At 58.7% G+C, this 13,923-nt stretch carries 10 protein-coding genes; 1 reads left to right on the top strand and 9 read right to left on the bottom strand.

Annotated features, from left to right (window positions below):
* Positions 1-47 precede the first annotated feature (47 nt).
* The 6 genes from GN111_RS28960 to GN111_RS28935 form a co-directional block, all read right to left on the bottom strand.
* Positions 48-1,655: a fumarate hydratase gene (locus tag GN111_RS28960; RefSeq protein WP_155307082.1), complete on the bottom strand. Its 1,608-nt coding sequence runs from the start codon at positions 1,653-1,655 to the stop codon at positions 48-50.
* 501 nt (positions 1,656-2,156) lie between these two features.
* A complete protein-coding gene (gene yihG, locus GN111_RS28955; RefSeq protein WP_155307081.1) occupies positions 2,157-3,047 on the bottom strand; it encodes a 1-acylglycerol-3-phosphate O-acyltransferase, YihG family in 891 nt (296 codons plus the stop codon).
* A 144-nt stretch (positions 3,048-3,191) separates the two neighbouring features.
* Positions 3,192-4,532, bottom strand: a complete 1,341-nt coding sequence (locus GN111_RS28950; RefSeq protein ID WP_170302506.1) for an aminotransferase family protein — start codon at positions 4,530-4,532, stop codon at positions 3,192-3,194.
* Between the two features lie 52 nt (positions 4,533-4,584).
* Complete coding sequence (locus GN111_RS28945; RefSeq protein WP_155307079.1) at positions 4,585-5,091, bottom strand: rubrerythrin family protein; 507 nt, start codon at positions 5,089-5,091, stop codon at positions 4,585-4,587.
* A 51-nt stretch (positions 5,092-5,142) separates the two neighbouring features.
* The gene (locus GN111_RS28940) at positions 5,143-5,589 is read right to left on the bottom strand and encodes a CGGC domain-containing protein (protein WP_155307078.1); all 447 of its coding nucleotides are present in this window, start codon (positions 5,587-5,589) and stop codon (positions 5,143-5,145) included.
* A gap of 121 nt (positions 5,590-5,710) precedes the next feature.
* Positions 5,711-8,302, bottom strand: coding sequence for a glycosyltransferase (locus tag GN111_RS28935; RefSeq protein WP_155307077.1), 2,592 nt, complete (start codon positions 8,300-8,302; stop codon positions 5,711-5,713).
* Between the two features lie 281 nt (positions 8,303-8,583).
* On the opposite strand from GN111_RS28935, the gene GN111_RS28925 reads away from it, so the two are divergent.
* Positions 8,584-10,017 (top strand): glycoside hydrolase family 2 TIM barrel-domain containing protein, encoded by a 1,434-nt coding sequence (locus tag GN111_RS28925; protein ID WP_155307075.1) that lies wholly within the window; start codon positions 8,584-8,586, stop codon positions 10,015-10,017.
* Between the two features lie 70 nt (positions 10,018-10,087).
* Here GN111_RS28925 and GN111_RS28920 read toward each other — a convergent pair whose 3' ends face one another.
* The 3 genes from GN111_RS28920 to GN111_RS28910 form a co-directional block, all read right to left on the bottom strand.
* A complete protein-coding gene (locus GN111_RS28920) occupies positions 10,088-11,104 on the bottom strand; it encodes a D-cysteine desulfhydrase family protein (RefSeq protein ID WP_197740449.1) in 1,017 nt (338 codons plus the stop codon).
* A 302-nt stretch (positions 11,105-11,406) separates the two neighbouring features.
* Positions 11,407-13,182 (bottom strand): sensor histidine kinase, encoded by a 1,776-nt coding sequence (locus GN111_RS28915; protein ID WP_155307074.1) that lies wholly within the window; start codon positions 13,180-13,182, stop codon positions 11,407-11,409.
* The gene (locus GN111_RS28910) at positions 13,179-13,868 is read right to left on the bottom strand and encodes a response regulator (RefSeq protein WP_155307073.1); all 690 of its coding nucleotides are present in this window, start codon (positions 13,866-13,868) and stop codon (positions 13,179-13,181) included. Before GN111_RS28910 ends, GN111_RS28915 begins: the two co-directional genes overlap by 4 nt.
* Positions 13,869-13,923 lie beyond the last annotated feature (55 nt).

Below are 13,923 nucleotides of genomic sequence, written 5' to 3'. Positions count from 1 at the left end.
CGACTGTCAAGGAATTTCTTGGTTGGTGAACGTGTAAACGTCGTTTTTTACAGTAATCCCTCGAAAAAGTCATTTCCCTTGTCGTCCACCAGAATGAATGCCGGAAAATCCTTGACCGTGATCATGTAGATCGCCTCCATGCCCAGTTCGGGGTACTCCAGCACCTCCACCGAAGTGATGCACTCCTTGCCCAGCCGGGCGGCCGGCCCGCCGATGGATCCCAGGTAGAACCCGCCGTATTTTTTACACGCATCGGTCACGACCTGGCTGCGGTTGCCCTTGGCAAGCATGACCATGGAGGCCCCTTCTGCCTGGAAAATCGGCACATAGGAATCCATGCGGCCGGCCGTTGTAGGGCCGAAGGAACCCGAGGCATACCCGTCAGGGGTTTTGGCCGGTCCGGCGTAGTAAATGATATGGTCCTTCAGGTACTGGGGCAGCCCCTGGCCGCCGTCCAGGCGCTCTTTGAGCTTGGCGTGGGCGATGTCCCGACCGACGATAATCTTGCCGGAAAGCTTGAGGCGCGTGGCGACCGGATACTGGCTGAGAATGGCCCGGATGTCATCCATGGGCTGGTTCAGATCGACGGCCACGGCGTCATCCGCTCCCCCGGCAGGTTCAGGCAGATACTTGGCCGGATCGGTTTCCAACTGCTCCAGAAAGATGCCGTCGGCGGTGATCTTGGCCTTGATGTTGCGGTCCGCACTGCAACTGACGCCCATGCCGATGGGACACGAGGCCCCGTGGCGCGGCAGGCGCACCACACGCACGTCGAGGCAGAAGTGCCGCCCTCCGAACTGGGCGCCCAGACCCAGACCGCGGGCACGGGCCAGCAGCTCTTTTTCCAGTTCCAAATCCCTGAATCCGTGGCCGGCCTCGCTGCCGCTGGTGGGCAGGCTGTCCAGGTAGGCGGCCGAGGCCAGTTTCACCGTTTTGAGATTGTATTCCGCCGAGGTTCCGCCAATGACGAAAGCCAGGTGGTAGGGGGGACAGGCCGCCGTGCCCAGGGTTTTCATCTTGGCGGTGAGAAAATCGACCAGGGTGCCCGGGTTGAGAACGGCCTTGGTCTCCTGAAAAAGGTAGGTCTTGTTGGCCGATCCGCCACCTTTCGCGATGAAGAGAAATTTGTAGGCGTCCCCTTCCGTGGCGTAGATCTCCACCTGGGCCGGCAGGTTGCATCCGGTATTCTTCTCTTCGTACATGGAGAGCGGCGCGTTCTGGGAGTAGCGCAGGTTGCATTGGGTGTATGCATTGAACACGCCCTTTGCAAGGGCCTTCTCGTCCCCGCCGCCGGTCCACACCCGCTGTCCTTTCTTGCCCATGACAATGCCCGTGCCGGTGTCCTGACACATGGGGAACTCCATCTCGGCGGAAATGACGGCGTTCTTGAGCATTTCCAGGGCCACGTAGCGGTCGTTTTCGGAACTGTCCGGATCGTCGAGAATGGCTTTGACCTGGGCCAGGTGAGCCGGCCGCAGCAGGTGGGAGACATCCCTGAAAGCGGCTTGTGCCAGCATTTCCAACCCTTCGGGTGCAACCTTGAGGACGGTTTGCCCTTCGAATTGGGCTGTGGACACATGCTCGGTGGTAAGCAGCCGGTAAGGGGTATCGTCTTTGCCCAGGGGCAGCAGTTCCGAATAGTTGAATTCGACCATGGTTCATCTCCTTTTGGAAGTTAAGGACAACTGCTTGGCAGCTGTCAAAGAAAGCCAAAGGGAGTTAACTTAATGGGTGGGATTTGGCATTGTCAAGGATTTGTAGACCCCAACGTTGCAAAAGCCGGAGCGATTCAGAGCCAAGGCGCCAAGGGTGCCGCCGTAGAGATCTACTGCAATCCCTTGGCAACGCCGGATCTGGATTGCTCCGGCTTTCCCGCAAGGGGAACAACATGAGAAATTCATTGGTTTTCCAGCAATTCAAATTGGGTGCAGGACGAAAATGCCTGGCCGTTGTCATGATTGATTCATGTTTTCAAACGATAGCAATGATTTCCGCATGTTGTTATGCAACGATGGGGTAGAGAGAAGCCGGCGTGCAAGTTCGCAAAGACGATAAAACAGTTCTCGAGCGGCATCGACTGGCCTGACGAAAAGGTGGTTTCCCATCGATTTTGACGGCGTCCTAAAAGGTCCGCCCCCCTGCAAACGATATGAGCGTCAACCGGCCATCAGACGGGCCAGATCTTCGTCCTTCTGATGCCAGAGCCGGTTGAGCCAGTCCTGGAAGTCCCGCTTGAATTGGGGGTCCTGAAGGTAGTCGCCCAGCATCTCGCTTTCGATGGGCAGGGTTTTCACACGGACCTTGATCTCTTTCACCCGTCCGCAGACAAAATCCCAAAACGTACCCACACCCTGGGGATAGGCGATAGTCACATCCACAATGTGCTGCAGTTTATCGCCCATGGCCGCCAGCACAAAGGCCATGCCGCCGGCCTTGGTGCGCAGCAGGTGCAGGTACGGCGACTTCTGGCGGGAGTGTTTTTCACGGGTGAACCGGGTTCCTTCCACGAAGTTCATAACCGAAACGGGGATGTTGCGAAATTTTTCGCAGGCCCGCTTGGTGATCTCCAGGTCCTTGCCGATCAGATGGGGATGTTTCTTTAAAAATTGCCGCGAATAGCGTTTCATGAAGGGAAAATCCAGGGCCCACCACGCCTGGCCCATCACCGGGAACCAGAACAGTTCCTTTTTGAGAAAAAATTTGAGGAAGGGAATCTTGCGGTGGAACACGTTCTGGAGCACCAGGATATCCACCCAGGACTGGTGGTTGGCCACAACCATGTACCAGCCTTTGGGATCCAGGTTGTCGAGGCCCTGCACATCCCAGCGGATGCCGTTGAACACTTTCTGGTTGAGGTTGTTTACCGCGATCCAGGCGGTGGCGATGGCGGTCAGCAAACGCCGGCAGCCATTTTGAACCGGCTTGAACGGCAGCGCCACCTTGATCAGGGCAATGATGAACAGGGGCGTACAACAAATTATGGTATTGAAGCCATAAACGAGCAGGGATAAAATGCCGCGCATCCCGTCCAGTATCGATCGAACCATGACCGTCCTTCCACGTACCGAAACATTAAAGGCAACGAACAAACTGTCGCCCATCAGTAAGGGAAAGCGTGGATCGTGGCAAGAAGAGGCAACCGCCTTGACAAAAGTTTTACAAATCAGGCACCTGTCCCGGCTTTGCTTCTTTCAGCCGAGGATGGATTGGATAGCCTTCCCGACCGCATCGGCCACGCGCGTAAAATCGGCGGAATCCAGCACAAATGGCGGAGCCAGGATGAGGGCGTCTCCGTCGATGCCGGCCAGCCCCGTGGACCGGTAGACAACGATGCCGCTGTCGAAAAGCGCCTGCCATACCCTCTCCGTCACCCGTTCTTTTCGAGAAAACGGCGCAAGGGTCTGCCTGTTTCCGACCAGTTCGATTCCCCACAAAAAACCGATCCCCCGGATATCGGCCACCCAGGGAAGATCCCCGAGTCGGTCGACCAGCGTCTTTCCCAGGCGGCTTCCCAGTTCGGCCACCCGTTCGACCAGGCCCTCGCGCTCTAAAATGCGGACGGTCGCCAGACCGGCGGCGGCGGCCACGGGATGATGGGAAAAGGTGCCCCCGTGATTGAAGGTCCCGCCGTCGGCACAGACCGCATCGAAATGGCATCCCTTTACGCCCAGGGCGGAAAGGGGCACCGCGCCCCCGGCAAGCCCTTTGCCGAGGGTAACCAGATCCGGCACCACGCCGTCGTGCTGGCAGGCGAACCAGCACCCGGTGCGGCCCATGCCGCAGAGCACTTCGTCCAGAATCAGCAGCACATCGTAGCGGTCGCAAATCCCGCGGATCGTCTCCAGGTAGCCCGGCGGCGGTGGACAGGCGGCCAGGGTCCCGCCGCTGACGGTTTCTGCCAGAAAAGCGGACACTGTTTCAGGACCCAGGTTCACGATGGCTTCTTCCAGGGCCAGGGCGCAGCGCAGGCGGCATTCGGGAAAAGCCAGCCCATAAGAACAGCGCAGGCAATAGGGCGGCGAAATATGCACGGCGTCCGCCAGCATGGGGGCAAAGGGAGTCCGAAAGGCCGTGCGGCCCATGGCGGACAGCGCCCCCAGGGTCAGGCCGTGGTAGGATTTCCAGCGGGCGACCAGGCGGAATTTCTCGGGGCGCCCATTGGCCAGGTGGATCTGGCGGGCCAGCTTGATGGCGGCCTCCACGGCCTCACCGCCTCCGGAAAGAAAATAGAACCGGTCAATGCCCGCAGGCGCATGAGACGCCAGGGCCGCGGCCAGATCTTCCACCGTCGGCGTCGTGAACATGGTGGGATGGATGTAGTCGTAAGCCAGGATCTGATCGTAGACCGCTTGGGCGATTTCCTGCCGGCCGTGACCGACGTTTGCAACGACCGCCCCGCCGCTGGCGTCCAGGTAGCGCTTGCCCATCTTATCCTCGATCCATACCCCGTCCGATTTGACCGCCATGGGCAAGGGTGGATCCAATCGCCGGGGAAACACGTGCCCCCGGCGGCGGTCGCTTGGCTGAATCATGATGGTCCCTCCTTTCACCGGCCACGAGGTTTGGACCGGCGTCAAACGAAAATCAACCGTCGATGGTCTTGAACTTCTCCGGGGGAGCTCCGCACACCGGACATTTTTTAGGAATCCGCTTGTCGGTGACATACCCGCACACCTGGCAGACATAGTACTCCTTGACCTCATCCTTGATCACGTTCATGATCGCCCGCTCGTACAATTTTGCGTGGTACCCTTCGGCGTCCCGGGCGTGGCTGAAAACCGTTGCGGCGGCAGTCTCGCCCTCTTCTTCGGCATCTTTGAGGAAATCGGGGTACTCGTTTTCGCTGATGGATTTTTCCCGCTGGAAGGATTTCTCCAGGTTCGTGTCGGTGTCTTTGACAACCAGGTCCTTGACCAGGTTTAAATGTCGGGTGGCATGCACCCGCTCCGCCTCGGCGATGGCCTTGAACAACAGCGCGATCTGGGGAACCTCTTCTTCATTTGCCCGCTCGGCATAGGCCAGCAGCCGGAAATAGGCTTTGGCCTCCCCGATAAACGCTTTGTGGACATTTTCCTTTGTTTTCGGTTTCATCGAATGCCTCCTCTGAATGTTAACAAGTTCGCTTTTAAGATAAAGGGTTACTCAGTCATAACTGGCGCGGGTCGCCTCGTCGGCCATGGTCGGAGCGATGCGCGGCTGCCAGGCCGCATCGGCCCATGTGCCCAGATGGGTGTGCATGTCCAGATACTTGCGGGGGATCGGGTGGGTGCCGATCACTACCTGAACACCGTATCGTTTTTCGAGGAAATTCTTGAACGTGTCGATATACGGGCAGGGCGGATAGCCCACCACCATGCCGGTTGCCAGATGGATGACGGTGGCCCCGTTTTTCACCATCTCTTCGCCGGCATATTCGATGTTGCCGCCGGGACAGCCCTCACAGGTGGTGTAGCCGACCAGTTCCGGTTCTGTATCCTCGTAAATGCTGAAGGCGCCTTCTCTGTTTCGCATGGATCGCAGGCACTTGCCGCCGGCACAACGGCGATAGCGATCACAAATGATGATGCCGATTTTGGTTGTCGGTTTCATTTCTTCTCCTTGGTTGGCTGGTTGTCAAAAATTTTCTTTTGCTCTGGGCTGCACCCAATCCTCCATGAACATGGGATGAGGATTGTGTCGCCTCCAATCTTCGTTTTTCCGGGTCTCATCCTTAGGCTGCCCGACGGTGCCGCCGGTCCCCGAGCAGGGCCGGAAGTCGCGGAAATCCGCTGATCAGGGCCATCAGCAGCGTGGCGGCATATGGCATGGACTGCACAAACAGGACAAGCACCCACAGTTTCATGTCCAGGGTATCCATGGGGTGTATCTTCCCGATGGCCGTAGCAGCGCCCAGCATGGCGGCCAAAAGAAAGATTTCCTCCAGGGAGACGGCCAACGCCTTGACCAGCGCTGACGCGCCCGCCATTTTGGGCGTCCTGAAAAACGGTTTGTTGCGGGTGACCAGACCCGATAAGACGGCTTTGGCGATGGTGTGGGTCAGGGCCAGTCCGGCCAGTGAAGCCGCCAGGGTCTGGCTTAAGGTGGCATCCACACGGGTGCGGTAAAGATAGACCAGCTTGCCGATCTTGAAAGCAAACAGGGCCAGGGGCAGAATCGAGAAGACCACCAGGGGCGGATCCACATGCAGGGGATCGAGGATCATGGCCAGTGACCAGAGCAGCGCCGCCAGGTTGAACATCAGGTTGGCTCCGTCTGCTATCCAGGGCAGCCAGCCGGCAATAAAGTGGTAGCGCTGGCCGGAGCGCAAACGGCTCCGATGCCGGCCCGTCAGTTTCGACCAGTGCCGACGCAAAATCTGCATGGCACCATAGGCCCAGCGGTAGCGCTGCTTCTTGTAGTCGCCGAAGGTATCGGGCATCAATCCGAGGCCATAGGACTGGGAGACATAGGCGGCCTCGTAGCCCTGCTCGAAAATCCGCAATCCCAGCTCGGCATCCTCTGTGATGCACCATTCACTCCAGCCGCCAACGGCATCCAGCACCTTGCGACGGATCAGCGTCATGGTCCCGTGCTGGATGATGGCGTTGCGTTCGTTGCGGGTCACCATGCCGATAAAAAAGAATCCACGATATTCAGCATAGCACATGGCCTTGAAGGCATTCTCGGTCCCGTCCCGGTAATCCTGGGGGGCCTGGACGATGCCGGTTCCGGCATCTTTAAACTGCGGCACGAGATCCAGCAGCCAATTGGGCGCCACGGTATAGTCGCTGTCAATCACGGCAATAATTTCAGCCGCCGGATCGGTGTGCTTCAGGGCAAAGTTCAAGGCCCCGGCCTTGAAGCCGGCCAACGGGTCTTCGTGAAAAAAACGAAAACGCCCTCCCAGCCGGCGGCAATGCGCCTCCACCGGTTCCCATACTTGCCGTTCCTTGGTGTTGTTGTCCACCACCACGACCTCAAACCGGGGATAGTCCAGTTCCGCCAGCGCATTGAGGGTTTCGATGACCATGGCCGGCGGTTCGTTATAGGCGGCTACATGCACGGATACCATGGGCAGTTCGCTGTCCGCCAGGGCCACCGGTTGAAAGGGCCGGCGCAGCCGGATGATCCAGCGCGCCTCGGCCCATTCGTGGGCCTCGGTGAGCAGCACTACGATGACCCCGATCATGCCGGTGATCATCACCATTCCCACGATGACGGTCCTCAAGGTCAGGTACTGATGGAGGTAATCGTAGACCACCCACACCATCACGGAGGCGACGGCGAAAGCCAGTACGGCCAGGAATCCACGCCCCCGGTTGCCAAGGGTTTGGCTGTCGATCAGCAGAATGGCGAAGGTAATCAGGGCGATGACCACCGACAATCCTGCCAGCACCGTCCAGTTGGCGATGGGCACGATGGGCAGGGTGAAGGGAAACTTTTCCTGACGCTTCACATCGTAGACGCCCCAATAGGCCCCCACCGCTCCTTCGGTGACATGCTTCCAGGTTTGGTCGAAGGCTTCCATGACGTAATAGATGTATTTTTCCTTCTCGGCCCTGTCCAGAAATCGCCTCAAAAAGGTCGCCTGATTGGCCGGTGTGGCAACCGCCGATTGCCGGGTGCGTCCGTTGCTGGGCCACCCCACCTCGGCGATCACGATGGGTTTTTCCGGAAATAACGATTTGAGCAGTTCGATTTTCTGGACAACATAGTCCACCGCCTGATCGATGTGGACCCCTTCCCAGTAAGGCAGCATGTGCACGGCCAGGTAATCCACATGCTCTGCCAGCTCGTGGTGCTCGACCCACACATGCCAGGGTTCCGCCGTGCTGACGGGGATATCCAGCTCCTGCCGGGCCCACTCCAGATAAACGGTGAGTTCCTCGGGTGTGAGTTCCCCGCGCAGGAGCACCTCGTTGCCGACAATGGTCCGCACGATGTTGGTGCTTCTGGCCGCTGTTTTCAAAAAAACTTCCATATCGGCCCGGTTGCGTTCCCAATTGCGGTCGATCCAGACCCCGAAAGCCACGTTGATGTCATGCTGTTTGGCCATCTCGGGGATCTCGAACAACCGGTCCTCCACTGTATACGTCCGAATGGCATACGTCTTGCTTTGAAGCAAGGACAGATCGGCATCGATCTGATCGGCGGTGGGATAAATCTTCTCGAGAGGGCTTTGGCCCTCCTGAAATGGAGAGAACGAGAACCCCTGGATGCGTTCCGGCCAGGAGGGTTCGGCCTCCGGGCGATTGGCCAGCGCCCACATGCTGACAGCCAGAATCGCTATCGCCAGGGCAATGAGAACACTGGACACTTTCATTGGGGATGTTCTCCACCGCTTGGGCCCGTCAGGGCAGTTGGTTTTGTGGATCGGTGGTTATCGGACAGCCATTGCCGGTTATACGAAAGAATACGACCGGGTCAACAAAAAGATGCTTCGCCGGCTTCAGGCAGAACCCGACCGTGTGATAGCAATGGGCCATGCGGCACGCTGCGAGCCTCTCAAGTTTGGTGCAGCGGAGTCGATAATGGTCGTGGCGCAGACCGATATCCGTCTCTTCCGGCGGGCGGGGCATCGCCAACCTCTGACAACGGTGGTTTATGACGATTCGGCATTTTCTACTTAAAAACCAGCTTCGATCCTTTCTGATGGGCATGACTGTTCTCTGGTCATGCAATTGGCACTGCCTTTGCGCAGCATCGGATACCACGACAATCGAAGCGCCCTTTCGGCCGGTCGTCGATGTCCAAACCACAGTCGCGGTCCCGGTTGCCGTTTCCATCCGGAAAGGAGCGGACGGTTACCGTCTCTACCGCGATGGCCAGCCCTATTTTATCAAAGGCGTCGGCGGACGACGGCATCTGAAAACAGCGGCTCTGGCCGGCGCCAATTCGCTGCGTACCTGGGGTGCCAACGATGCCGCAGATATTCTGGATCGGGCCCATGGCATGGGAATGACCGTAACGCTGGGCGTCTGGCTGTCCCACCAGGCTTCGGATTACCTGGATACGTTCTACCGCCAGCGCCTGACCGATGAAATCCAGCGACTCCTCGACCGCCATAAGAACCATCCCGCACTGCTGATGTGGGCGCTGGGCAACGAGATCAATCTCGAAGGCGCCGGGACACCGGAAGCCTGGCAATTCATCGACGAACTGGCCAGCCGGATCAAGGCGCAGGACCCCCACCACCCAGTGATCACTGTGATCTCCTTCGATGCCGATACCGCCGACCGGATCGCCACCCATGCCCCACATCTGGATGCACTGGGCATCAATGCCTACGGAGACATTTCCAAGGTACGCGCCATGATCGATGCGTCGGCCTTTGCCGGACCTTACCTGGTTACCGAATGGGGCGTGGACGGCCATTGGGAGGCCGAGCGGACCGTCTGGGGCCGTCCCATCGAACCCACCAGCCAGCAGAAAGTGGATTATCATCTCCAGCGCTATGCCCGCGACATCCTGGCCAACAGCGACCGCTGCATCGGTTCCTACGTGTTCCTGTGGGGCCAGAAACAGGAGCGCACGCCAACCTGGTACAGCATGTTCATCGAACAGTTGCCCGGACTGGACCGCCCCGCGGCTGCCTGCGCCACCGTGGATGCCATGCACTATAGCTGGTCGGGAGACTGGCCGGCCAACCGCGCCCCGGAAGTCGCGGGCATGACCATCGACGATCAGCCCGCCGGCAGCAATGTCATCCTGACGCCGGGCCAGCAGTTTATCGCCCGGGTCGATGCCGTCGATCCGGAAAACGACGGGCTGCGTTTTATCTGGGAGTTGATGATGGAACCCACCATCCTGGGAACGGGCGGATCCTTCGAACCGCTGCCCGAGACGCTGGGTTCAAGGATCGCCGGGAACCTCGGCAACTTGAACCTGGAAGCACCGGCAGTGTCGGGTGAATATCGACTGTATGTGTATGTTTTGGACACGGACGGCCGTGTAGGCACGGCCAATGTCCCCTTTCAGGTGGGCCAACTCCCGCCTGCTGAAGCTGCCGGGCCGGCCAATCCCGCTTCAGGCGGATAGAGCCCATTGCATCCAACCTACGCACGTGCCTGATCGCTGGTTGACCACTTCGAAACAGGTTTCCGCGGCTTTATATCAGCTCGGCAAACTGCCCAGCAATGGGAAACAACCCGAAAAGACCGCCCGTGTGAACGAAAACGATGCGCTTGCCGAACCGTTTCCGGTCTTTGGCCAGTTCGGCCAGCATACCGACATAGGCCTTGCCGGTGTACACCGGGTCCAGGACCACCCCCTCCAGTCTCACCAGATCGCGGATGGCTGCCAGTTCCTCGGGCCGCGATAGCGCGTATCCCCGGCCCACATACCCGTCCACAATCTCGTAGGCAGGAGGGCCGGCGGCCTTTTCCATGGGCCAGATGCGGTCGAATTCTTCGCAGATGCCGTCGATGATCGCAACGAAATAGTCCCGGTCATCGCAGACATTGACTCCCGCCACCCGCATGGGGAAATCGGACAGACGGGCGCCCAAGGCCAGACCGGCGGTGGTGCCGCCGGACCCGGTTGCACAAATCACGGTTGTAGGCTTGACCTCATCGCCGTCGATACGCTTCAGGTCTTCGGCCAGTTCATCCACGGCGCATACATATCCCCAGGCCCCCAGGGCCGTGGACCCCCCTTCGGGAATGATGTACGGCTTGCGTCCCAAAGCTTTCAAACGGTCGGCTTCGCGCGCGAAGATGCGATCCCGCTGCCGGTAATGCTCCGGTGTAATCCAGATGATTTCGGCACCGGCCAGGGCGTCCAGCAAGATGTTGCCTTCAGACGCGGGAGGATGATCCGGATCGTCGGTTCGCAGCAGCAAAAGCGAAGAAAGCCCGGCCCGGATCGCGGCCAGGGCCACCGCCCTGCAATGGTTGGACTGGGCACCACCGCAGGAAAGCACCGTGTCGGCCCCTTTCGCCCTGGCTTCGGCCATGAGGAATTCAAGCTTGCGGATCTTGTTGCCGGACAGTTCGCTGCCGGTAAAATCGTCGCGCTTGAAAAAGATCTCGACCCCGATCTTCCGGCTGAGCCGATCCATCCGCTGAAGGGGGGTGGGGGTATTGGCCATAACAATGCGCGGGGGCATCGAATCGATGGGTAGCATGGCGGCATTCCTTTACAATGATCACACAAATCAGTGACGACAGGATAAAGCTGCCACCGAACCTACATCAAAATGGCGGGGAAAAACAAGGGTGCGCTGAGAAATTCAGCGCGCCCTTGTTGACAGTATCGCAAAAAGTCACCAGACATGTCATTCCCGCGCAGGCGGGATTCTATAACCATTTGAAAATAATGGATAGCGCTAAAGCTTCACTGCGTGCGCCCGCCTGCGCGGGAATGACATCAATGGAGCAAATCCAACTTTTTGCAAAATCATCCTTTTTGAATAAGCGGAAAAAAGGATCAGACCGGCAGATGCAAAGTGAAGGTGCTGCCCTGGCCCAGTTCGCTCTCCACGGTAACCCTTCCGCCGTGGGCCTGGGCGATGTGTTTGACAATGGCCAGCCCCAACCCCGTTCCGCCGAGTTTACGGCTGCGCGCCTTGTCCACCCGGTAGAAGCGCTCGAACAGGCGGGGAAGATGCTTTTTGGAAATTCCCATGCCCTGGTCCGTGAAGCGGATCTGGATTTCGTTGTCCGCCGTCAGCGCCTCGATACGAATTGTGCTGTTTTCAGGGCTGTACTTGACCGCATTGTCCAGCAGGTTGACGGCCGCTTGCTCCAGGAGGGTGGCGTCGATCGTGCCGCTGAGATCGTCTTCGCAGGAAAGCCGGACATCGACGGCTTTGTTCTGGATGCTTTCGCCGCAAAAACCGATAGCCGCCTGAAGCACGTCTTCGATACGGGCAGGTTCCAGACCGATCTGCTGGAATTCGTTTTCCTGTTCGATGCGCGAGAGCTGCATCAGGTCGTCGATGATAGCGGCCAGGCGGTTGACGTGCTTGTCGATGATTTCCAGAAACCGGCGGATCTCTTCACTATCGTCCAGATCGCCGGTACTCAGGGTTTCGACAAAGCCCTTGATGGCGGTCAGGGGGGTTTTGATTTCGTGGGAAACGGAAGCTGCGAAATCCCGGCGCATGTTCTCCAGCCGGCGCAGTTGGGTTACGTCGCTGATCACCACCAGTCCGCCCATGCGCTTTTGCATCTCATCGACCAGCGGCGTGCAGTGCACACTGAAGGTGCTTTCCCGACCGTTCTGATAGTAGAGAATATCCGATTCGATGCTCTCCCTGTTGGTCAGACTCCGGTCCATAATCTCCCGGAAATCGTGGTTGCGGATGACCTCCAGGATGCTGCGGCCCTGAAACGTTTCCACGGAAGTGGAGAACATCGACGCGGCGGCCGTATTCATGCTGATTACCCGCTGCTCCATATCGGTGGCGATGACCCCTTCCCGCATACTGGAGAGGACGGCTTCGGTATTTTTACGCTGACTGGTGACCTCCTCCATGCGCTGCTGCAACTGCTCGGCCATCCGGTTGAGGGTTTCGGCCAACCCGGAAAATTCGTACGTGTCCGGCAGGGGCAGACGATGCGTCAGCTCTCCTTGGGCAAAACGCCGGGCCCCGTCGCGCATGTGCTCGATGGGCTTGCTGATGCGTCTGGAGACATACCAGCTGATCGCCGACGCCAGCAGGGCCACCAGCAGGGCGCCGATGGCGATACGCGTCCTCAGGGTGCCAATGCGCTCGTCGATGGCGGTCACGGGAAGCGACGTCCGCATCACGCCGACCAGCTTGTTATCCGCCCTCAACGGCAGCGCAACGTACATCATGTCCATCTTGAGGGTGTCGCTGTGGCGGATGCTGACCCCCACGCGGCCCTGGAAGGCTTGCCGGACCTCCTCGCGGTCCAGATGACTGGTCATCTGGGCCGGCATCTCCTCGGAATCGCCCACCACGCGCCCGTCGGGAAGGATGACCGTGACCCGCGTGTCGATATCCCCGGCGGCTTCCTTGCAAAGCCGGTCAATGGCCGCTTCGTTCAACGGTTCGATCAAACGGACGGTCTGCTTTTCCAGCATCCGGCCGTTGAGTTGAAGTTCCACCCGGGTACGGTCCAGGTAAAACTGGCGGGTAAAGCTCACCATGTACCAGCTCACGGCAAACAGGGATAATAAGGTAATGATCAGATAGGAAGGAAAAAGCTGATAGATCAGGCGTTTTTTATTTTTCATGTCTCTATGAATCGGTAGCCGACCCCGCGGACGGTCTCTATGTATTTTCCCAGCGGTCCCAGTTTTTTTCTCAGTCCCACGATCTGCACATCCACACTGCGGTCGGTCACCGGGTAGTCGTCGCCCCGCACCGCATCCACGATCTGGCTGCGGGTGAAAACCCAGCCCGGCCGGCGGGCGAGAAAATAGAGAACCTGGAACTCCGTATACGTCAAATCAAGCGGTTTGCCGGAAGCGGTTACATGCCGCCGCCCCGGATGGATGGAAAGTTCACGGACGTTGAGCACCTCGTTTTCCAGTTCGGTATCCCCGCTGCGACGGCGAATCACCGCCTTGATGCGTGCGATTAGAATGCGGGGCGAAAAGGGCTTGGTCACATAGTCGTCGGCGCCCAGTTCCAACCCGGAAACGACATCCGCCTCTTCTCCTTTGGCGGTTAGCATAACGATGGGCGTATCCTTGGTGTCGCTGTTCTGCTTGAGCCGGCGGGCCACCTCCAGCCCGTCGATGCCCGGAAGCATCAAGTCGAGAACGATCAGGTCCACCGGTTCGGCCACGGCCGTCCGGAGCGCATCTTCTCCGGACAGGGCACACATTACGACGTACCCTTCCCGCACCAGATTGTAGCGAACCAGTTCGAGGATGTCCTCTTCATCGTCTACAACCAATATCTTCTCTTTACTCATTTTTCATTCAACCTTTGAAGGATCTTGTTCTCCGGTCTCCGAACGTCCGTCTTTT

Source organism: Desulfosarcina widdelii (assembly GCF_009688965.1).
Lineage (GTDB): Bacteria > Desulfobacterota > Desulfobacteria > Desulfobacterales > Desulfosarcinaceae > Desulfosarcina > Desulfosarcina widdelii.
This window is presented reverse-complemented; position numbering and strand designations above follow the sequence as displayed.